This is a genomic window from Chromatiaceae bacterium, from assembly GCA_016714645.1.
In the GTDB taxonomy this organism is placed as follows: domain Bacteria; phylum Pseudomonadota; class Gammaproteobacteria; order Chromatiales; family Chromatiaceae; genus M0108.
On the sequence record JADKCI010000002.1, the window covers coordinates 636,992 to 657,462 of the forward strand.

The window sequence follows — 20,471 nt, forward strand, 5'->3', positions numbered from 1 at the left end:
CTCTGGTGGGTCTCGGCTCAGCCCTGACCTTTACCTGTACCCCTGTTGTAGCCGGAGCTGCCCATGTCCCTGGTCCAGACCGAGAATCTCAATGTTGCCGCCTTTGACCACATGCCCTCGCCCGATGAGATCAAGGCTCACGTCCCCCTGACGGATCGGGCGGCGGCGGTGGTGGTGGCGGGACGCCAGGCCCTGATGGACATCCTCGATCGTCGCGACCCCCGTCGCTTTCTGGTCGTGGGTCCCTGCTCCATTCACGACCCGGTGGCCGGGCTAGAGTACGCCAGCCGTCTCAAGGCCTTGGCGGATGAGGTCGCGGATGTCCTGGTGCTGGTGATGCGGGTCTATTTCGAGAAGCCCCGCACGGCGACGGGCTGGAAGGGTTTCATCAACGATCCCTTCATGGATGACTCCTTTCGCATCGACGTCGGCATGGAGAAGGCGCGGTGTTTTCTGCTGGATGTCTGCGAGATTGGCCTGCCCACGGGCACCGAGGCCCTGGACCCCATCGCGCCTCAGTATTACGGCGATCTGGTCAGCTGGACGGCGATCGGCGCCCGCACCTCCGAATCCCAGACCCACCGGGAGATGGCCTCGGGCCTCTCCACCCCGGTGGGGTTCAAGAACGGCACGGACGGGGACCTGGATGCCGCCATCAACGCCATCATCTCCGCTGCCCATCCGCACAGCTTTTTGGGCATCAATAACCAGGGCCAGTCGGCGATTACCCGCACGCGTGGCAACCCCTATGGCCATATGGTGCTGCGTGGCGGTGGCGGGCGACCGAATTACGACACCGTCTCCATCGCCCTGGCCGAACAGGCCCTGGCCAAGGCCGGGCTGCCCAGCAACATTGTCGTGGATTGCTCCCACGCCAATTCCTGGAAGCAGCCGGACTACCAGCCCCTGGTGATGCGTGATGTGATGCACCAGATCCGGGAGGGCAACGGCTCTGTGGTGGGCCTCATGATCGAGAGCCATCTGGAGGCGGGTAATCAGCCAATTCCGGCGGATCTCTCGCAACTCCGATATGGCTGCTCGGTAACGGATGCCTGCGTTGGCTGGGACACGACCGCCGCCATGATCCGCGGTGCCGCCGCCGTGTTGCGCGAGGTCCAGCCGCGCGTTTGACGGCCGGTTCGAGGACCTTCCGTCGCCCAAGGCATGGGTCCCGGATGGGAGTGGATTCCAACGCTTTCCCCTCCGCCAGGGCGGATAATGGATTTTTCCCTCCCGAATCCGGCATAATCCCGCCGCAATGAGGCGGAGGAGCGGATTTTACCCCCCTCGTCGATCTCATCCACCGTTGTCGCGGCCCGCACCAGCGAGGCTCGGCAACTCATAAAAATGATAAAGAGACGAGGATCAAATCGCATGGGGAAGACGTCTATTCTGGCAACGGCCTTGCTGGCCGTCGCCGCTACCCCGGCCCTGGGCGCCCAGGGGTTTTCCTGGGGAGGTGATTTCCGGTTCCGGATCGAGTCCCTGAACCATATCCCAACCGCAATACCCACCTACGAGTTTTACCAACTCTTCAACCGCGACCGCACGCGCCTCTGGGCCAAGTATGGCTTCAACGAGGACATCGATTTCCTCGCGCGCCTGACCAACGAGTTCCGCTTTTTCGATACCAGCGATGGCCGTCAGGACCCGGGAACCTGGGAGTTCCTGGGCGAGGTCACGCCGGATCAGTTTTACCTGGATCTGCGCAAGCTGGCTAACGGTCTGATTACCACCCGCCTGGGTCGCCAGGATTTCATCTATGGCACCGGCAAGATTCTCGCCGATGGCACCCCCCTCGACGGTTCCCGCACCTTCTTCGCCGATGGCGCCAAGGTCACTTTTAACTTCGAGGGCCACAGCCTCGATCTGCTCGGTCTCTATACCGCCCAGCAGCCCCAGCCCGTTATCAATAATCAGGAAACCAACCTGATCGAGACCGATCAGTGGGCGGGGGGCCTCTATGGCAAGTACAACCGCTTTGAACAGGTCCCCTTCGAGTATTACTGGATTTACAAGCACGAGGACGATACCGCCACCAGTTACCGGAACAAGCTGGGTAAATTCGTCACCGCCGACGCCAATTTCAGTACCTTCGGTTTTCGCGTCATGCCCAAGTTTGGCTATGGCTTCACCGGCAATCTGGAGGTCGCGACCCAGGCGGGCTCCCAGGGCAACGATGATGTGAATGGCAGCATGGTCGACGCCAGTCTCTCCTACAGCCCGGACCTGCTGCCCAATTTCAAACCCCTCCTCAAGCTGGGCTACTGGTACCTCTCCGGTAATGAGGCCGACTCCAACAGCAACGAGGGCTGGCATCCCATTTATGGTCGCCAGCCTCAGGATAACTGGGGAGAACTGCTCGGCTACACCCTGGTCGGCAGCCAGTATTCCGTCTTTGGCTGGAGCAACTTCTCCACGCCCTTCGTGGCCATGGAGGTCTCTCCCATCCAAAAGTCCCGGCTGACGCTCCGCTATTCCTGGGTGGGCGCCAACGAGAACGACGGCCTTGGCGGTGGCCCGGGTAAAGACCGGGGCGAGCTCTTCTTCGCCCTCTTCACCTTCGAGGTCATACCTCAACTCAAGGGCCATCTCTGGGGTGAGTGGTTTGATCCTGGCGATTACTACCGGGCGACCGCGAATGGCGACAGCTTCGTGCGCCTGAATCTTGAGTACAGTTTCTGAGATGGCTGCAGGGGGCTGGGACTGGGTTCACCCCTCCAGCCCCAGTCACCCCTGTCAATTCGATTGATGACCAGGTCACAAGCATGAAAATCACCCATATCCTCACGGCCGTCACCAGCGCGGCCCTCTTCGCCCTCGGCGCGCCCGCCCAGGCGGCGGACAGCGTCAAGATCGGTACCTTCCTGGCGGTCACGGGCCCCGCGGCCTTCCTGGGCGACCCGGAACTCAAGACGTTGCAGTTGTACGTGGATGCGATCAATCAGCAGGGTGGTCTCCTTGGCAAGCCCGTGGAACTCATCCACTACGACACGGGTGGCAACGCCAAGGAGGCGGTCAACTTCTTCAAGCGCCTGGTCAAGAAAGATCAGGTGGATGTCATCGTCGGCGGCTCCTCCTCCGGGGAATCTCTGGCGGTCATGCCCCTGGCGGCGGAGGAGGAGATCCCCTTCGTCTCCATGGCCGGGGCGGTGAAAATCATCGAGCCAGTACAGAAATGGACCTTCAAGACCCCGCACACCGATCGCATGGCGGCGGCCAAGATCTACACCGACATGAAGCGCCGGGGCCTGACCAAGGTGGCCCTCATCAGCGGTGATGGCGGCTTCGACAAATCGGGCCGGGAGGAGTCCCTCAAGCTGGCGCCAGAGTACGGCATCACGATCGTGGCGGATGAGTCCTATGGCAACAAGGATACGGACATGACCGCCCAGCTCACCAAGATCCGCGACAGTGGTGCCCAGGCCATCCTTAATTTTGGCTTCGGCACGGGACCGGCCATCGTGACCAAGAATTTACGCCAGTTGGGCATCGAGCTGCCCCTGTATCAATCCCACGGCGTGGCCTCCAAGAAGTACATTGAACTGGCCGGGGCCGCGGCGGAGGGCGTGCGCCTGCCCGCCGCGGCCTTGCTGGTGCCGGAAAAGCTGGCGGATACGGACCCCCAGAAACCCGTACTCCTGGACTATCAGCAGAAATACCAGGCCGCCCATGGCGACGTCTCCACCTTCGGGGGCCATGCCTACGATGCCCTCTTCATTGTCGTCGAGGCCATCAAACGCGCTGGCACCACCGACAAGGCCAAGGTGCGGGATGAGATCGAGAAGATCCAGGGTTTCCCGGGCACCGCCGGTATCTTTAACATGAGCCCCCAGGATCACATGGGCTTGGGCTTGGATGCCTTTAAACTCCTGGAGATTCGTAACGGCGACTGGACCATCGTCGAAGAGGGCTGAGCACCACGGTTCGGGACGCGGGGCGGTCGGCCTGTCCGGCTGCCCCGCGCGCTAATCCGCGCCACGATGGCGTTCACTCCTAATCCAGCCGTCCGAGATTCACCAGCCCAAGATGTGGGATCAAATCCTCCAGTTTGTCCTGACCGGCATTACCCTGGGGTCCACCTATGCCCTGGTGGCCCTGGGCTTCGCCATCATCTATAACGCCTCGGACGTGGTAAACCTGGCCCAGGGGGAATTCGTGATGCTGGGGGCCATGAGCGCCATCTCCCTGTCGGCGGGGCAGGGCGTGCCACTGCCGGTGGCGATCCTCCTGGCGGTGCTGATTACCCTGATCCTGGGGTTGATGCTGCAACGCTTCGCCATTGCCCCAGCCCGGGGGATAACGGTGGTGGGGACCATCATCATCACCATCGGCGCCTCCATCTTCCTGCGGGGCCTGGCCCTGCTCATCTGGGGCAAGGACATCCACGCCCTGCCGCATTTCTCCGGCGAGACCCCGATCCGCCTGGGCGAGGTCACCCTGCTGCCGCAGAATCTCTGGGTCATGGGGGGCGCGGCGGTGCTGGTGCTGGCGGTCCATCTCTTTTTCAATCGGACCCTCTTGGGCAAGGCCATCCTCGCCTGTTCCTGCAATCGGACCGCGGCCCAGCTCGTGGGCATCAATGTGGGCCGCATGCTGCTGGTGGCCTACGGCCTCTCGGCCATGCTGGGCGCCATGGCGGGGGTCCTGGTGGCGCCCATCACCTATACCTCCTATGACGCCGGCATCATGCTTGGCCTCAAGGGCTTCGCCGCCGCCATCCTGGGTGGCATGGGTAATCCCATGGGCGCCGTGGCGGGCGGCCTGCTGCTGGGTCTGCTGGAGTCCCTGGCCGCGGGCCTCATTTCCTCGGGCTACAAGGACGCCATCGCCTTCGTCATCCTGCTGCTGGTGCTCTTCCTGCGCCCAAGCGGCCTCTTTGGCCGCGCCTCGGCGGAGCGGGTCTGAAGCCATCATGAAGCGTCTGCGTGGCTGGTGGCTGCTGGCGGTGGCGCTCGCCGCTCTTCCCCTCATCTTTCCCGGTAACTACTACGTCATCGTAGTGGGGGCCGCCGCCGGTCTGTTCGCGATTCTGGCGGTCGGGCTCAACCTGCTGATGGGTTACGCCGGCCAGATTTCCCTGGGTCATGCCGCCTTTTTTGGCCTCGGCGCCTATGCTTCGGCGATTCTCACCAGCCGCCATGGCTGGAACCCCTGGCTGGCCATTGGCGCGGGCCTGGTGGTCACCGGCCTGATTGCCTATCTCATCGCCCGCCCCGTCCTGCGCCTGAAGGGGCACTATCTGGCCATGGCGACCCTGGGCTTTGGCATCATCATCCATATCCTGCTGGTCCAGACGGGTAGCCTGACCGGGGGGCCCGACGGCATTGGCGAGATACCGCCCCTGTCCCTCTTCGGCTGGGCCATCGATACCGATGAGCGCTGGTATGGCGTCATCGCCGCCGCCCTGCTGCTCGTCGTGCTGCTGGCCCTCAACCTCATGGACTCCCGCACCGGCCGGGCCCTGCGCGCCCTCCACGGCTCCGAGGTGGCGGCGGGCCTGATGGGCATCGACACGGCGGCGGCCAAGACCTCCGTTTTCGTCCTTGCCGCTCTGACGGCGGGCCTGGCCGGCAGCCTCTTCGCCCACCAGCAGGCCTTCGTCAGCCCGGATTCCTTCAACTTCTTCGTCTCCATCGAACTGGTCACCATGGTGGTGCTGGGGGGTATGGCCTCCACTTACGGGGCCATCCTGGGCGCCCTGATCCTGACCTTCCTGCCCGAGTTACTGGTGGTGTTCGAGGATTACGAGGTCCTGATCTTCGGCGCCATCCTCATGCTGATCATGATCTTCCTGCCCCAGGGCATCGTCGGCGGCCTGCGGGACCTCTGGCGGTTGGGGCGGCCCCGACCGGGCCCCCGGGGCACGGGGGGCCAGGATGCTGCTTGAGGCCAGCGGGCTCACCAAGTCCTTCGGGGGCGTCACCGCCATCGCCGATCTGGACTTCGGCGTGCCCGAGGGCCTGGTCTATGCCGTCATCGGGCCCAACGGCGCCGGCAAGACCACCCTCTTTAATATCATTTCCGGCATCTACCGTCCGGACGAGGGCCGGTTGAGCTTCGCGGGTCAGGACCTCATCGGTCGGGCGACGCATCAAATCGCTCGTCTGGGTATGTCGCGGACTTTTCAGAATCTCCAGATCTTCTTCAATATGAGCGTGCTGGAGAACGTCATGGTGGGCGGCCATGCCCGCGCCCGGACGGGCCTGGCCGGGGCCCTGCTGCGCCTGCCGCGCATGCGCCGGGAGGAGGAACAGATCCGCCACTGGGCGGGGGAGGCCCTGGACTTCTGCGACCTGGGGGGGCTGAAGGGCCGTCAGGCCAGTGAACTGCCCTATGGGGCCCTCAAGCGCCTGGAGATCGCCCGCGCCCTGGCCGCCCGGCCGCGCCTGCTGCTGATGGACGAACCCGCCGCCGGCCTCAATGACACCGAGACCCTGGAGATGCGTGGCCTCATCGGGCGCATCCGGGATCAGGGCATCACCATCCTGCTGGTGGAGCACAACATGGGGCTGGTGATGCGGGTCTCGGACCGCATCCTGGTCCTGGATTACGGCAGCCGGCTGGCGGAGGGCACCCCCGCAGAGGTCCGCGCCAATCCCCAGGTCGTGGCCGCCTATCTGGGGGGGGAGGTCCACTATGCCGTCGAGTGAGCCCCTGCTCCAGGTGCGCGGCCTGCGCGGTCGTTACGGTCCGGTCGAGGTCCTGCACGGCGTGGACCTCCAGGTCGAGGTTGGCGAGCTGGTGGCCATCGTCGGCGCCAATGGCGCCGGCAAGACCACCCTGCTGCATATCCTCTCCGGCATCCATCGCGCCAGCGCCGGCCAGATCCTGCTGGAGGGCCAGGACATCGGCCGCCTCCCTCCCCATCGCATCGTCCAGGCGGGCCTCTGCCAGGTCCCCGAGGGCCGTCAGGTCTTCGCCCCCCTCAGCGTCGAGGACAACCTGCGCCTGGGTGGCTACTCCCAGCGCCACCAACCGGCCTGGGTGGAACAGCAACTCCGGTTCATCTATGCCCTCTTCCCCATCCTGGAGGAGCGCCGCGCCCAGACCGCCGGCACCCTGTCGGGGGGCCAGCAGCAGATGCTCGCCATTGGTCGCGCCCTGCTGGCCCGGCCGCGCCTCCTGTTACTCGACGAGCCCTCCATGGGCCTGGCGCCCCTGCTGGTGGAGGAGATCCTGCGGGTGGTGCGGGAGCTCAATCAGCAGGGGGTGACCATCCTGCTGGTTGAACAGAACGCCCGTGCCGCCCTGGGCGTGGCCCATCGCGGCTATGTCCTGGAGACGGGCCGGGTGGCCATGGCCGCCCCCGCCGCGACCCTCCTGCAGGACGAGGGGATCAAACGGGCCTATCTGGGGTATTGACTACCAAAGGAAACAGCGATGTACGTCGAGCAAATCATGAGCCGGCCGGTGGACACCGTCACCGCCGACCTCAAACTGAGCCAGGTGGCGCACCTGATGCGCGAGAAGGGGCGGCGCTTCCTGCCCGTGGTGGACGGGACCGGGCGCCTCCTGGGTCTCCTGTCGCACCGGGAGCTGGAAAAGGCGGAACCCTCGGCCATCACCACCCTGTCCGTCGGCGAGGTCAACTATCTGATGGCCAAGGTCAAGGTCGAACAGGTCATGCGCCGGGAGGTGATCAGCTGCGGTCCCGGGACCCTGGTGGAGGTGGCGGGCCAACTGATGCGCGACCGGGGCATCGGTTGCCTGCCGGTGGTCGATGGCGAGGGTCGCCTGCTGGGCATCGTCACCGATGACGACATCCTCGATTTCTTCCTGGCCATCACGGGTTGCGGTCTGGAGGACACCACCCGCATCGCCGTCCACCTCCCGGATCGCGCCGGCGAACTAGCCAAGTTTCTGGCCGCCATCAACGGTCAGGGCGGCTATATCGCGACCGTGGTCTCGCCGGTGGCGCCGGACGCCACGGGCATGCGCATCGTCATTGTCCGCTTCCGCGCCGCCGATCCCGTAGCCCTTGATCAGCATTTACGTGGCCTGGGCTATGACCTCTATACCGAGCAATTGGCCACCGCCCGATGAATGATCCGCACCCTAACCCCGACCACGAGGCCGAGCGCGTCGGCCGCTGGCTGGCAGAGGAGGATCGCCTGGCGCGCCTGCTGGGCATGGAGCTGGTCACGGTGACCCCCGGGGCCTGCCAGGTGCGTATGGCAGTGCGGGCCGACATGCTCAACGCCGTCGGCCTGACCCATGGCGGCGCCACCTATGCACTGGCCGACTTCGCCTTTGCCGTGGCCTCCAACAGCCATGGCACCGTGGCGGTCGCCCTGGCTACCCAGATGAGCTATCCGGCCGCCAGCCGCCTGGGCGACACCCTGATCGCGGACGCCCGGGAGGTCAGCCGGGGCGAACGCACCGGCCTCTATGCCATCGAGGTCAGGACCACCAGGGGCAAACTGGTGGGCCATTTTTCCGGCACCGTATTTCGGCGCGGCGAGCCGATCACGCAGTGGATGAAACCAACGAACCCTGGGGACAAGTCATGATCCTGCACACCAAAGTCGAGACCCTGCCGCGCGAGGACCTGGAGCGGCTCCAGCTCAAGCGCCTGCAAACCACCGTCGAGCGCTGCTATTGCACCGTCGGCTTTTATCATGACGCCCTGGACGAATTGGGCGTCAAGCCCCGCCACATCCAGACCCTGGCCGATACCCGCCTGCTGCCCTACACCAAGAAGGAGCACCTGCGCGACAGCTATCCTTTCGGCATGTTCGCGGTGCCCATGGAGCAGGTGGTGCGCGTCCATGCCTCCTCCGGCACCACCGGCAAGCCGACGGTCGTCGGCTACACGGCCCGCGATATCCGCACCTGGAGCCAGCTCATGGCCCGCTCCCTGGCCGCGGCGGGCCTGCGCCCGGGCGATCGCATGCACAACGCCTATGGCTATGGCCTCTTTACCGGCGGGCTGGGCTTTCACTATGGCGCCGAGGAGTTGGGGGTCATGGTCACCCCCATGTCCGGGGGCCAGACCCAGAAGCAGATCATGCTCCTCAAGGACTTCGAGGCCACCGGCCTGAGCTGTACCCCCTCCTACGCCCTCAATCTGGCCGAGGAGGCCGAGGTGCTGGGGGTGGATCTGCGCAAGCTGCCCCTTAAGGTCGGCATCCACGGCGCCGAGCCCTGGAGCGAGGAGATGCGCTATGAGCTGGAATCCCGCCTGGGCATAGACGCCATCGATATCTATGGCCTGTCCGAGGTCATGGGCCCCGGCGTCGGCGTCGAGTGCATCAAGGCCAAGGACGGGCTGCACATCTGGGAGGACCACTTCCTGGTGGAATGCGTCGATATCGACACCGGCATGCCCCTGCCCTATGGCGAGGAGGGGGAGATCGTCTTCACCTCCCTCACCAAGGAGGCCTTCCCCCTGCTGCGCTATCGGACCCGGGATATCGCCTCCCTCAATCCGGCCCCCTGCAAGTGCGGACGGACTCATGTGCGCATGTCCCGCATCACCGGGCGCACGGACGACATGCTCATCATCCGCGGCGTCAACGTCTATCCCTCCCAGGTCGAATCCGTCTTGATGAAGACCGAGATCCTCTCGCCCTTCTACCAGATCGACGTCTTCCGCCAGGGCTCCATGGACACCATGGTGGTCAATGTCGAGGCCAGTCCGCCCCTGGCCGAGCAGGGCGAGGAGGCGATGCGCAAGGTCGCCGCCCGCGCCACCAAGGACATCAAGGACTTCATCGGCGTGAGCTGCCAGGTGATGGTCAAGCGGGTCGGGGAGATTCCCCGCTCCCAGGGCAAGGCGGTGCGGGTGGTGGATCACCGCAAGGATAAGAAGTAGGCGGGCCAGATCCCTTCCCAGCTGGCCCTGCCGGCTCCCAGCGGAGCGGGCCAGCCTGCTGCGCATGCGCGAAGACAAGGCGGTCGATCATCAAGAGATTTTGAGTCCGAGCCTGGACAATCAGCTTCCCGGGTTCATAATCCGTGAAGTCAGCAATCCAAAACTCAACCCGTGGAGTTTCCACCGTGAAAAGCCGTCATCTCCTTCCTGCTCTGCTGGTAGGAGTGCTCGCGCTCCTGGGCCTCCCGGCCCCCGCCCGCGCGGCCACCTTCTGCGTCAACAGCGCCGCCAGCCTCCAAACCGCGCTCACCACGGCCGCCGGCAACGGCGCGGACGACGAGGTGCGGATCGTCCAGGGCGGCTATGTGGGCAACTTCGTGTATGCCAGCACCCAGGCCAACAAGTTGAGCCTGTTGGGGGGGTTCACGGCGGGTTGCGCCGGGCGCACGCTCGATCCGGTCAACACCATCCTGGATGGTAATCAGGTCAACCGGGTACTGGTGCTCTCGGCGCCGGATGTGGCCGCTGACTTCCTGGTCGAGGGCTTGACCTTACGCAGCGGCAAGCCCCCGCCTGGTGACGGGGGCGGTTTATTAGCGAAGGTCGGAGGTGGCGGCGCAGTGACGGTTAACCGTAATATTATTGAGAATAATACGTGCGGCTATAGCGGCGGCGGCGTTTCTATCTCCGCCACTACCGCCACCCTCGCCAACAATAGCATCTCGGGTAATATGGCGGGCGGCGGCGGCGACTTCGCCCAAGGCGGCGGCGCCTCTATTTCCGCCACTACCGCCACCCTCACCAACAACAGCATCTCGGGTAATACAGCGGGCAACGACTCCTAGGCCAGCTTCGGCGGCGGCGCCTTTATTTCCGCCCCCACCGCTATGCTCACCAACAACCACATCACGGGTAATACGTCGACTGGCTGGCATTACCAATACGGTAGCGACTTCGGTGGCGGCGGTGGCGCCTATATTTCCGCCACCACCGCCACCCTCACCAACAATAGCTTCTCAGGCAATACGGGCGGAGCAAGTGGCGGTGGCGCCTCTATCTCCGGCGCCAGCGCCACCCTCACCAACAATAGCTTCTCAGGCAATACGGGCGGAGCAAGCGGCGGTGGCGTCTCTATCTCCGGCGCCAGCGCCACCCTCACCAACAATAGCTTCTCAGGCAATACGGGCAGCACAAGCGGCGGTGGCGTCTCTATCTCCGGCAGCACCGCCACGCTGACCAACAACACCCTTGTGGATAACGAAGGGGGGGATGGCGGTGGGCTTATTCTCAGCACCGGATCTACCGAAACCACTGACTCGGCCTCCCTCTACAACAACCTCCTCTGGGCCAACCGGGCCACTGGCGCTGACTCAGCGGCGGACCTCAGGATCAACAACGACGACGACGGCGACTACCTCCCGACCCCCGTCACCCTGCTCGCCAACAATTTCGACTGGTCGGCGGGTGGCTTTAAGATCACCCTCCCGATCACGATTCACTCCAGTAATCTAAATGCGCAAGACCTCCTGTTCGTCAACCAGGCCGCCGGTAACCTGCGCCTCACGGCCGGCTCGCCCATGATCGATGCCGGCTATCCCAATACCCCAAATCTGCCCGCTACCGATCTGGGCGGTGGTCCCCGGGTACTCGGGGCCGCCGTCGATATCGGGGCTTATGAATTCGACGATGGCAGTGGCATACCCGACTTCGTCGTCACCAGCCTGGTCCTGACCCCGACCAGTCCCTTCGCCACCACCACCTTCAGCGCCCAGATCACCCTGAAGAACCAAGGGCACCCGCGCCGCTAAGCCGGGGACGCTCCAGGTGTGGATCAACAATCCCAATCAGCAGAACTGCGGCGCCATCGGCGATCAGAGTGCCACTTGGGCGACCGACCTCGCCCCGGGCGCCAGCCTGACCATGAAGATGAGCGGCCTGGCGGCCGGCCCGGCGGGCATCAAGACCCTACGGGCCTTTATCGACAGCCAGTGCGCAACCCTGGAGTCGAATGAGAATAACAACCAGTTAACCCAGGCCTACACTGTCCAGCCGCCGGCCCCGGATTTTCGTATCACCAGCATCGTCCTGACCCCCACCAGCCCCATCGCCTACGGCACCTTCAAGGCGGTCGTCACCGTCAAGAACATTGGCCCGGTGGGGGGGAAGGGCGGTTATCTGGATGTCTGGAACAATCTTGGCCGTAAGGCAGGCTGCGGAGCGGACGGCAATGCCTGGACCAGCGTCGGCACCCTGGCGGCCAATACCAGTAAGACCTTCACCTTTACCGGACTCCGCTCCGGGGCAAAAGGGGCAAAGACCTTCCGCGCCTTCGTGGATAGTTACTGCCAAAGCACCGAAATCAGCGAGACCAACAATCAGGCGGTCAAAACCTATACCGTCGTGCCATAACCTTGAGTCGCTGAACGGGGTTTCCTAAGCGCAGGGCCGTGCTGAGCCTGGCCGATCAGGGCGAGGAGGCCATGCGCAAGGTCGCCGCCCGCGCCACCAAGGACATCAAGGACTTCATCGGCGTGAGCTGCCAGGTAATGGTCAAGCGGGTCGGGGAGATTCCCCGCTCCCAGGGCAAGGCGGTGCGGGTGGTGGATCACCGCAAGGAGAAGAAGTAGGCGTGCCGGGGGACAGATGTGGCGGGGCCTGGGTACTTAAGGCCTCGTCAGCTTGCTCCTTTAGCCAGCGGGTGATCCCGCTGGCTCAGGTACCGGAGCCAAACGCCACCCCATCCAGCACCAGCCGCAGCGCCAGGCCGATAAAGAGCAAACCCGCGCCGCGATCCAGCCACAGGCCCGCGGCCGGGCGGCGGGCGAGCAGCCGGCCCAGGCTTCCCGCCGCGTAGGCGATCGCCCCGAACACCAGGATGGTCTGCGCCGCGAAGACCAGACCGAGTTGGACCATCTGGAGGCTGGGGCTGCCCAGGGCGGGGCGGGTGAATTGCGGCAGAAAGGCGAGAAAGAAGAGCGCCACCTTGGGGTTGATGGCATTGGCGATGAAACCCCGGCGCACATAGCGGAGCCAGGGTTCGCGCCCGCCCGCCGCGAGCGGGTCGAGGCGGGGCGCGGCGGCCTTGCGCAGGGTCTGGACCCCGATCCAGCCCAGATAGGCCCCGCCCGCCAGCTTCAGCAGCAGAAAGGCCGTGGGCGATGAGGCCAGGGCCGCGCTGACCCCCAGGGCCGCCCAGAGGGTATGGGTGAAGCAACCCAGGGCGCAGCCGACGGCGATGCCGAAACCCGCCGCGCGACCCCGGGCCAGGCTCTGGCCCAGCACCATCAGATTGTCCGGGCCGGGCGCGAAGGTAATCACGACGGAAACGGCGAGAAAGCCCAAGAGGGTTTCGAGAGTCAGCATGGGTTAAGTGACGGCGGCAACCAGGTTGTGAGATAAGGGGCGCCGGGGATTCTGTAGTTCGGGCGGGCCCGCGTCAAATGTCCCATGACCCAGGCCGGTCAATCTTGCTTGCGGTTGAAGCCCGTGCAGGCTAAAGGCCGGCATTGGCGGCGCCCAACCCGTCGCCCCGGGGCCTGATGGGTCCTTGCAATTAAGGAACTAGATTCCATAATTGCAACCATGATCACCCGATTTCTTCAAGCCAGACTGGAACAACGCCTGCGGCAATTTCCCGCGGTCGCCCTACTCGGGCCCCGCCAGGTCGGCAAGACTACCCTGGCCCGCGCCTGTGTGACCGCCAGGACGGGGGTTTATCTGGACCTGGAGAATCCCGCCGATCTTGAAAAACTGGCGGACGCCCGCGGCTATCTTGGCGCGCAGGCGGGTCGGCTGACGGTGGTTGACGAGGTGCAGCGTGCCCCGGGGCTGTTCCAGGTCCTGCGCGGCCTGATCGATGAGCGCATCCGGGCGGGCGAGCCCGCCGGACACTTTCTGCTCTTGGGCTCCGCCTCCATTGATTTGTTGCGCCAATCCAGTGAAAGCCTCGCCGGGCGCATCGCCTATCTGGAACTTGGCCCCTTCGATCCCCTTGAAGTAGCACCAGGGGACCCGTCCCCACTGCTATCACGGCTCTGGAGCCGGGGTGGCTTCCCCCGCAGCTTCCTGGCCGAGACGGATGTGGACAGCGTCACCTGGCGCGAGTCCTTCATCCGTACCTATCTGGAGCGCGACATCCCACAACTCGGCCCGCGCATCCCAGCGGAGACCCTGCGTCGTTTTTGGACCATGCTCGCCCATGCCCAGGGCGGGCTGCACCAGGCCGCTGAGTTGGCCCGGGCGCTGGCGGTGGATGGCAAGACCGTTGCCCGGTATCTGGACCTGATGGTGGATCTGCTCCTGGTCCGACGCCTACCGCCTTATTACGCCAATGTACGAAAACGGTTGGTCAAATCCCCCAAGGTTTACGTGCGCGACAGCGGGCTGGTCCACACCCTGCTGCGGCTGGATGACCTCGACGCGGTGCTCGGCCACCCGGTGGCCGGCGTCAGTTGGGAGGGCTTCGTGATCGAAACCCTGTTGCGCGCCGCCCCCGAACGCACCCAGGCCAGCTTTTACCGCACCGCGACCGGGGTGGAACTGGACCTGATACTGGAATTGCCTGGCAACCAGTTGTGGGCCATCGAAATCAAGCGCGGTCTGGCGCCCAAGGTCGAGCCGGGCCTGCGTATCGCCTTGGCGGATCTATGCCCGCGGCGCGCCTTCCTAGTCTATGCCGGAGACGAACGCTATCCCAAGGGCGATGGGATCGAGGCGATCGGGGTGGGGGATCTGGCGCAAGAGCTGGCGGCACTGTGAGGTGGACCCCAGGGACAGAAACATTCGCCAGGCCAACTGATTGGCGTACTCGGCGAGGCCAGGGTCGATGTGCCGCAACTGAATTTGGCGCTGGATAAGCTAAGGCAATGAGCCTGCTGGCGCTTTCATGAACTGGCCCTGGCGGAGTGGCGGCGGCTCGACAGCAGCTTGCGCGAACCATTCAAGAAGAAACTCGCCGAACGCCTGGAAAATCCACGCGTGCCGGCTTCCGCCCTGTCCGGCATGGCGGACTGCTACAAGATCAAGCTGAGAAGCGTGGGATATCGATTGGTCTATCGTGTGGATGAAGACCTGGTGTTTGTCGCTGTCATTGCGGTGGGTAAATGGGACAAGCAGCAGGTCTACCACCCCGCGCGCTCACGCCGGTAGCGCTGAATGCGAGGCGGGGCTGCACCCTTTAGCCTGGTCGATTATCAGGACTACCACTAGCAGAAGACGATGAGTCGCATGTTCAACCCTGCGCGAAGACGTCCTCCCCGCCCTCGGCTTGACCGTGACCGATGCGGCAAGGCAACTTGGCATCACCCGTACCGCCCTGTCCCGCATACTCAACGGCCATGCCGGTATTTCCCCCGAAATGGCCCGCCGGGTTGAATTCTGGTTAGGACCAGAACGGGGAGGGCGCGCAGAAATATGGCTAGGCATGCAAATGGACTACGACTTGTGGATTGCTGAGCAACGCCCGGCGCCACTCGTCGAGCGGGCGCCGAAGTTGCTGGCGGCGTAATCCCGGTTCCCCGGCTAGTAGTGGTCGCCGGTCTCCTGGCGGATGAAGGCCACCAGTTCGTTGGCATTGCGGAAGTCGCCGGCGGCGCCCAGCCCCATGCCGGAGGGCAGATCGCCGCGCAGGGCCACCAGGTGGCGAATGCCCTGACCTTGGTAACGTTCCAGGATGTTGCGGATCTCGGCCCAGCTGGAACCGATGCAGGCCAGCTGGGGGGCGGCCGCGATGCCCCTGGCCAGGAGCAGATCCAGGGTCGCGAAGGTGCTCTCCCGGGTGGCATCCTGCTTTACCTGTTCGCCTGTTCCGTCTTGACGCTTTCTTAACGCTGATCGCCACGGTATTGGTCACTTCTTAATCCGAAACCTCCTAAAGTTCATTCCGTACCCCTTCACATCCACAGGAAGCGTTATGGACCTGGTTTATCTCTTCGCCGTACTGGCGTTCTTCGGCATGACCGCCGCGCTGGCGGCGGCTTTCGAAAAATTACGGAAGCGCTGACATGAGTGCCCTCTATCTCATCGCGCTACTGGCGGCGGCCGGGGTGTTCGTCTACCTGGTCATCGCCCTTTTCTTTCCGGAGAAATTTTCATGACCGGCAACGGCTATCTGCAAATCGGCATCTATCTGGCCGTGTTGCTGCTCCTGGCCTGGCCGCTGGGGCTGTACATGGCGCGCGTCTACTCCGGCGAATTGCCAGTCTATGTGCGCTGGTTGCGTCCGCTGGAAAATGGGCTTTTTCGACTGGCCGGTATCAAACCGGGCGAAGGCATGACCTGGCTGCGCTATGCGTTGGCCTTCCTGGCGTTCAACCTGCTCGGATTGCTGGCGGTCTATGCCTTGCAGCGGCTACAACTCTGGCTACCGCTGAATCCGCGGGCGCTGGCCAACGTCACGCCGGATTCCGCCTTCAACACGGCGGTGAGCTTTGCTACAAACACCAACTGGCAGGGCTACGGCGGCGAGACGATGATGAGCCATCTCACCCAGATGCTCGGCCTCAACGTGCAGAACTTCGTTTCCGCCGCCAGCGGTATGGCCGTGCTGGTGGCCGTGGTGCGCGGCTTTGTCAAACGCGAAGCGGACAGCATCGGCAACTTCTGGGTCGATTTGGTGCGTTCGACCCTGTACATCCTGTTGCCGCTGTCGCTGATCTTGGCTGTGTTGCTGGTCAGCCAGGGCGTGGTGCAGACCTTCGCGCCGTTGCAAACCGTTGAACTCAGCCAGCCGGTGCAATACGAAAAGGCGAAACTGGATGCCGACGGCCAGGGCGGGCGGGATGCCGCGGGCAAGCCGGTAATGGAATCGGTCACGGAAACTTGGCAGACCATCGCCATCGGTCCGGCTGCCTCCCAGGTCGCGATCAAGCAACTCGGCACCAATGGCGGTGGCTTCTTCAACGTCAATTCCGCGCATCCGCTGGAGAACCCGACGCCGCTGTCCAACTTGCTGGAAATGCTGGCCATCCTGCTGATCCCGGCGGCGCTGTGCATCACCTTCGGGAAGATGGTGGGGGACATCCGCCAGGGCACCGCCATCCTCGCTGCGATGGTTCTCGTGCTGGTCGGCCTGGGCGCGGTGTGCGTCGGCGCGGAGCAGGCCGGCAACCCGCTGTTCGAGCGGCTGGGGCTGGCGACCCAAGCCTCCGACCTATCCGCCGGCGGCAACATGGAAGGCAAGGAGGCGCGCTTCGGTATCGTCAATTCGGCCATGTGGGCTACCGCCACCACGGCCGCTTCCAACGGCTCGGTCAACGCCATGCACGACTCCTTCACCCCGCTGGGCGGTCTGGTGCCGATGTGGCTGATGCAACTGGGCGAAGTGATCTTCGGCGGGGTTGGTTCCGGTCTTTACGGTATGCTGATGTTCGCCATCGTGGCGGTGTTCGTCGCCGGGCTGATGATCGGCCGCACGCCGGAATATCTGGGCAAGAAGATCGAGGCCTTCGAGGTCAAGATGGCCGCTGTCGCTATCCTGGTGCCGCCGCTGGCGGTGCTGCTCGGCGCGGCCGTCGCGGTGGTGGTGGATGCCGGCGTGGCCGGCGTCGCAAACCCCGGCGCCCATGGCTTCTCGGAAATCCTCTATGCCTTCTCGTCGGCCGGCAATAACAACGGCAGTGCCTTCGCCGGCCTGTCGGCCAACACCCCCTTCTATAACGGCATGCTCGGGCTGGCGATGCTGATGGCGCGCTACTGGCTAGTCATCGCGGTGCTGGCCATCGCCGGCTCGCTGGCGGCCAAGAAAATCGTCCCCGCCTCGGCCGGCACGCTACCTACCCATACCCCGCTATTCGTGCTGTTGTTGATCGGCAGCGTGATCGTTGTCGGCGCCCTCACCTTCTTGCCAGCGCTGGCGCTGGGGCCCGTGGTCGAACAGTTGCAGATGCTAGGCGTGCGCTAAGGAACATCCCATGAAAAAGACACCTTCCCTGTTCGATTCGAATCTGCTGCAAACCGCGGCACGGGATGCGCTCAAGCGCCTGTCGCCGCGCCACCAACTGAAGAACCCGGTGATGTTCGTGGTCTGGCTGGGTAGCCTCCTGACCAGCGGGCTCCTCATCCATGCGCTGGGCGGCCAGGGCGGCGCGCAGGGTGTGGAAACCCCGGGCTTCATTCTCGCCATCACCCTCTGGCTATGGTTCACGGTGCTGTTCGCTAATTTTGCCGAGGCGCTGGCGGAAGGGCGCGGCAAGGCGCAGGCGGCGGCACTCAAAGGGCTGAAAAAGACCGTGTTTGCCAAGAAGCAGCTGGAACCAAGGTACGGCAGCCCATGGAATAGGCAACCAGCGGAAGACCTGCGCCGTGGTGACGTGGTGCTGGTCGAGGCCGGCGATACCATCCCGGGGGACGGCGAGGTGATCGAGGGTGTCGCTTCGGTGGACGAATCCGCCATCACCGGTGAATCGGCCCCGGTCATTCGCGAATCGGGCGGCGATTTCAGCGCCGTCACCGGTGGCACCCGTGTGCTGTCCGACTGGCTGGTGGTACGCATCAGCGTCAATCCGGGCGAGACCTTCCTCGATCGTATGATCGGCATGGTGGAAGGCGCGAAACGCCAGAAGACGCCGAACGAGATTGCCCTGACCATCCTGCTGGTGGCGCTGACCCTGACTTTTCTGCTGGCCACGGCGACTTTGCTGCCGTTCTCGATCTACAGTGTGGCAACGGCGGGTAGCGGTACGGTCATCACCATCACCGTACTGATCGCGCTGTTGGTCTGTTTGATCCCGACCACCATCGGTGGCCTGCTCTCCGCCATCGGTGTGGCCGGCATGGGCCGCATGCTAGGCAAGAACGTCATCGCCACCTCCGGCAAGGCGGTCGAGGCGGCTGGCGACGTCGACGTGCTGCTGCTTGACAAGACCGGCACCATTACGCTGGGTAATCGCCAGGCCACCGCCTTCCTGCCCGCGCCCGGCGTGACCCCGGCGGAACTGGCGGAAGCCGCGCTGCTGGCCTCGCTGGCCGACGAAACCCCTGAAGGCCGCTCCATCGTCGTTCTCGCCAAGGAGGCGCTGCATCAGCGCGGCAGAGACATTCATGCCGACGGTGCCAGCTTTGTGCACTTCACCGCGCAGACCCGCATGAGCGGTATCGACTGGCAGGGCCGTACCATCCGCAAGGGCGCGGCGGATTCGGTGCGTGGCTACGTCGAGGCTCAGGGAGACACCTGGCCGCGGCCGGTGCAAGAAGCGGTGGACGACATCGCCCGGCGTGGCTCGACGCCGCTGGCCGTCGTCGATGGCTCACGCGTACTCGGCGCCGTGGAACTGAAGGACATCGTCAAGGGTGGCATTAAGGAACGCTTCATCGAACTGCGACGCATGGGCATCAAGACCATCATGATCACCGGCGACAACCGCCTCACCGCCGCCGCCATCGCCGCCGAGGCCGGGGTCGACGACTTCCTCGCCGAGGCGACGCCGGAAGCCAAACTGAAGCTGATCCGCCAGCATCAGGCCGAAGGCCGTCTGGTGGCGATGACTGGCGATGGCACCAATGACGCCCCGGCGCTGGCCCAGGCCGATGTCGCGGTGGCGATGAACACCGGCACCCAGGCCGCCAAGGAGGCGGGCAATATGGTCGACCTGGATTCCAACCCGACAAAGCTGATCGAGATCGTTGAAACCGGCAAACAGATGCTGATGACGCGGGGCTCCCTGACCACCTTCTCCATCGCGAACGATATCGCCAAATACTTCGCTATCATCCCGGCCGCCTTCGCCACCACCTACCCTGCGCTCGGGGCGCTCAACCTGATGGGCCTGGCCACACCGGCCTCGGCGATCCTGTCGGCGGTGATCTTCAATGCCCTGATCATCGTCGCCCTGATCCCCCTTGCGCTGAAAGGCGTGGCCTACCGCCCCCTGGGCGCGGCCGCCATCCTCAACCGCAATCTGCTGGTCTATGGCCTCGGCGGCCTCATCGTGCCCTTCATCGGTATCAAGATCATCGACTTGATCCTGGTTGGGCTGAACCTTGCCTGATTGACAACCAGGCTCTATCGCCAAGCCCGCTGGGCAAAGTGCCGTGTGCCCAGCCTACGGGCCTGAATCACGCCTAAGGAACCCTCATGCTGAAAGAACTGAAACCCGCCTTCGTCATGCTGTTGGCGATGACCGCGCTCACCGGCATCCTCTACCCCCTGCTGGTCACTGGCATTGCCCAAGCCCTGTTTGCCGACGCCGCCAATGGCAGCCTGATCGAGCGCGACGGCAAGGTGGTCGGCTCCCTCTTGATCGGCCAGCACTTCAGCGACCCGAAATACTTCTGGGGTCGCCCCTCCGCCACCGGCCCGATGCCCTACAACGCCATCGCCTCCAGCGGTTCCAATCAGGGGCCGCTGAATCCGGCGCTGGAAGCTGGGGTGAAGGCCCGTATCGCCGCCCTGAAGGCCGCCGATCCGAGCCAGACCGCAGCGATCCCGGTGGACTTGGTCACCGCCTCGGGTAGCGGTCTCGACCCGCATATCAGCCCGGCCGCCGCCGCCTGGCAGGTGCCGCGTATCGCCCGCCTGCGCGGCTTGTCGATGGATGCGGTGCGTAGCCTGGTCGAGCAACACACCCAAGGCCGCCAGTTTGGCGTGTTCGGCGAGGCCAGGGTCAATGTGCTGCAACTGAATCTGGCGCTGGACCCCGTGGCCGGCAAACCGTAA

General features: G+C 64.4%; 23 protein-coding genes. 21 read left to right on the forward strand and 2 right to left on the reverse strand.

Going from position 1 to position 20,471, the window contains the following annotated elements:
- Positions 1 to 63: 63 nt before the first annotated feature.
- From IPN92_09810 to IPN92_09875, 14 genes are all read left to right on the forward strand, one after another.
- Positions 64 to 1,131 (forward strand): 3-deoxy-7-phosphoheptulonate synthase, encoded by a 1,068-nt coding sequence (locus IPN92_09810; GenBank protein ID MBK8638555.1) that lies wholly within the window; start codon positions 64 to 66, stop codon positions 1,129 to 1,131.
- A gap of 243 nt (positions 1,132 to 1,374) precedes the next feature.
- Positions 1,375 to 2,685, forward strand: a complete 1,311-nt coding sequence (locus tag IPN92_09815) for a hypothetical protein (protein ID MBK8638556.1) — start codon at positions 1,375 to 1,377, stop codon at positions 2,683 to 2,685.
- An 83-nt stretch (positions 2,686 to 2,768) separates the two neighbouring features.
- Positions 2,769 to 3,917, forward strand: a complete 1,149-nt coding sequence (locus tag IPN92_09820; GenBank protein MBK8638557.1) for an ABC transporter substrate-binding protein — start codon at positions 2,769 to 2,771, stop codon at positions 3,915 to 3,917.
- Between the two features lie 112 nt (positions 3,918 to 4,029).
- Entirely contained in the window at positions 4,030 to 4,908 is an 879-nt protein-coding gene (locus IPN92_09825; GenBank protein MBK8638558.1) for a branched-chain amino acid ABC transporter permease, read from the forward strand.
- A 7-nt stretch (positions 4,909 to 4,915) separates the two neighbouring features.
- On the forward strand, positions 4,916 to 5,890 hold the full coding sequence (locus IPN92_09830; protein MBK8638559.1) for a branched-chain amino acid ABC transporter permease: 975 nt from the start codon (positions 4,916 to 4,918) through the stop codon (positions 5,888 to 5,890).
- The gene (locus IPN92_09835; GenBank protein ID MBK8638560.1) at positions 5,880 to 6,653 is read left to right on the forward strand and encodes an ABC transporter ATP-binding protein; all 774 of its coding nucleotides are present in this window, start codon (positions 5,880 to 5,882) and stop codon (positions 6,651 to 6,653) included. Before IPN92_09830 ends, IPN92_09835 begins: the two co-directional genes overlap by 11 nt.
- A gap of 4 nt (positions 6,654 to 6,657) precedes the next feature.
- Complete coding sequence (locus IPN92_09840; protein ID MBK8638561.1) at positions 6,658 to 7,365, forward strand: ABC transporter ATP-binding protein; 708 nt, start codon at positions 6,658 to 6,660, stop codon at positions 7,363 to 7,365.
- Between the two features lie 18 nt (positions 7,366 to 7,383).
- Complete coding sequence (locus IPN92_09845; GenBank protein MBK8638562.1) at positions 7,384 to 8,046, forward strand: CBS domain-containing protein; 663 nt, start codon at positions 7,384 to 7,386, stop codon at positions 8,044 to 8,046.
- On the forward strand, positions 8,043 to 8,513 hold the full coding sequence (paaI, locus tag IPN92_09850) for a hydroxyphenylacetyl-CoA thioesterase PaaI (protein ID MBK8638563.1): 471 nt from the start codon (positions 8,043 to 8,045) through the stop codon (positions 8,511 to 8,513). Before IPN92_09845 ends, paaI begins: the two co-directional genes overlap by 4 nt.
- The gene (locus IPN92_09855; GenBank protein ID MBK8638564.1) at positions 8,510 to 9,817 is read left to right on the forward strand and encodes a phenylacetate--CoA ligase; all 1,308 of its coding nucleotides are present in this window, start codon (positions 8,510 to 8,512) and stop codon (positions 9,815 to 9,817) included. Before paaI ends, IPN92_09855 begins: the two co-directional genes overlap by 4 nt.
- A gap of 185 nt (positions 9,818 to 10,002) precedes the next feature.
- Positions 10,003 to 10,662 carry a hypothetical protein gene (locus IPN92_09860; protein MBK8638565.1) on the forward strand — a complete coding sequence of 220 codons (660 nt, stop codon included), beginning with the start codon at positions 10,003 to 10,005 and terminating at the stop codon, positions 10,660 to 10,662.
- Positions 10,663 to 10,704: 42 nt separating this feature from the next.
- A complete protein-coding gene (locus IPN92_09865; protein MBK8638566.1) occupies positions 10,705 to 11,625 on the forward strand; it encodes a hypothetical protein in 921 nt (306 codons plus the stop codon).
- 16 nt (positions 11,626 to 11,641) lie between these two features.
- Positions 11,642 to 12,226 (forward strand): hypothetical protein, encoded by a 585-nt coding sequence (locus tag IPN92_09870; GenBank protein ID MBK8638567.1) that lies wholly within the window; start codon positions 11,642 to 11,644, stop codon positions 12,224 to 12,226.
- Positions 12,227 to 12,297: 71 nt separating this feature from the next.
- Positions 12,298 to 12,444 carry a hypothetical protein gene (locus IPN92_09875; GenBank protein MBK8638568.1) on the forward strand — a complete coding sequence of 49 codons (147 nt, stop codon included), beginning with the start codon at positions 12,298 to 12,300 and terminating at the stop codon, positions 12,442 to 12,444.
- Between the two features lie 85 nt (positions 12,445 to 12,529).
- Here IPN92_09875 and IPN92_09880 read toward each other — a convergent pair whose 3' ends face one another.
- Positions 12,530 to 13,180 (reverse strand): LysE family translocator, encoded by a 651-nt coding sequence (locus IPN92_09880; protein ID MBK8638569.1) that lies wholly within the window; start codon positions 13,178 to 13,180, stop codon positions 12,530 to 12,532.
- Positions 13,181 to 13,399: 219 nt separating this feature from the next.
- On the opposite strand from IPN92_09880, the gene IPN92_09885 reads away from it, so the two are divergent.
- From IPN92_09885 to IPN92_09895, 3 genes are all read left to right on the forward strand, one after another.
- Positions 13,400 to 14,575 (forward strand): ATP-binding protein, encoded by a 1,176-nt coding sequence (locus tag IPN92_09885; GenBank protein MBK8638570.1) that lies wholly within the window; start codon positions 13,400 to 13,402, stop codon positions 14,573 to 14,575.
- Between the two features lie 132 nt (positions 14,576 to 14,707).
- Positions 14,708 to 14,965 (forward strand): type II toxin-antitoxin system RelE/ParE family toxin, encoded by a 258-nt coding sequence (locus IPN92_09890; protein ID MBK8638571.1) that lies wholly within the window; start codon positions 14,708 to 14,710, stop codon positions 14,963 to 14,965.
- A gap of 88 nt (positions 14,966 to 15,053) precedes the next feature.
- Positions 15,054 to 15,323 carry a HigA family addiction module antidote protein gene (locus tag IPN92_09895; protein MBK8638572.1) on the forward strand — a complete coding sequence of 90 codons (270 nt, stop codon included), beginning with the start codon at positions 15,054 to 15,056 and terminating at the stop codon, positions 15,321 to 15,323.
- A gap of 14 nt (positions 15,324 to 15,337) precedes the next feature.
- Here IPN92_09895 and IPN92_09900 read toward each other — a convergent pair whose 3' ends face one another.
- Complete coding sequence (locus IPN92_09900; protein ID MBK8638573.1) at positions 15,338 to 15,661, reverse strand: methylenetetrahydrofolate reductase; 324 nt, start codon at positions 15,659 to 15,661, stop codon at positions 15,338 to 15,340.
- Between the two features lie 158 nt (positions 15,662 to 15,819).
- On the opposite strand from IPN92_09900, the gene IPN92_09905 reads away from it, so the two are divergent.
- From IPN92_09905 to kdpC, 4 genes are all read left to right on the forward strand, one after another.
- Complete coding sequence (locus IPN92_09905; GenBank protein ID MBK8638574.1) at positions 15,820 to 15,912, forward strand: potassium-transporting ATPase subunit F; 93 nt, start codon at positions 15,820 to 15,822, stop codon at positions 15,910 to 15,912.
- A complete protein-coding gene (kdpA, locus tag IPN92_09910) occupies positions 15,909 to 17,717 on the forward strand; it encodes a potassium-transporting ATPase subunit KdpA (protein ID MBK8638575.1) in 1,809 nt (602 codons plus the stop codon). Before IPN92_09905 ends, kdpA begins: the two co-directional genes overlap by 4 nt.
- A 10-nt stretch (positions 17,718 to 17,727) precedes the next feature.
- Positions 17,728 to 19,803: a potassium-transporting ATPase subunit KdpB gene (gene kdpB, locus IPN92_09915; GenBank protein ID MBK8638576.1), complete on the forward strand. Its 2,076-nt coding sequence runs from the start codon at positions 17,728 to 17,730 to the stop codon at positions 19,801 to 19,803.
- An 86-nt stretch (positions 19,804 to 19,889) separates the two neighbouring features.
- On the forward strand, positions 19,890 to 20,471 hold the full coding sequence (gene kdpC, locus IPN92_09920) for a potassium-transporting ATPase subunit KdpC (protein MBK8638577.1): 582 nt from the start codon (positions 19,890 to 19,892) through the stop codon (positions 20,469 to 20,471).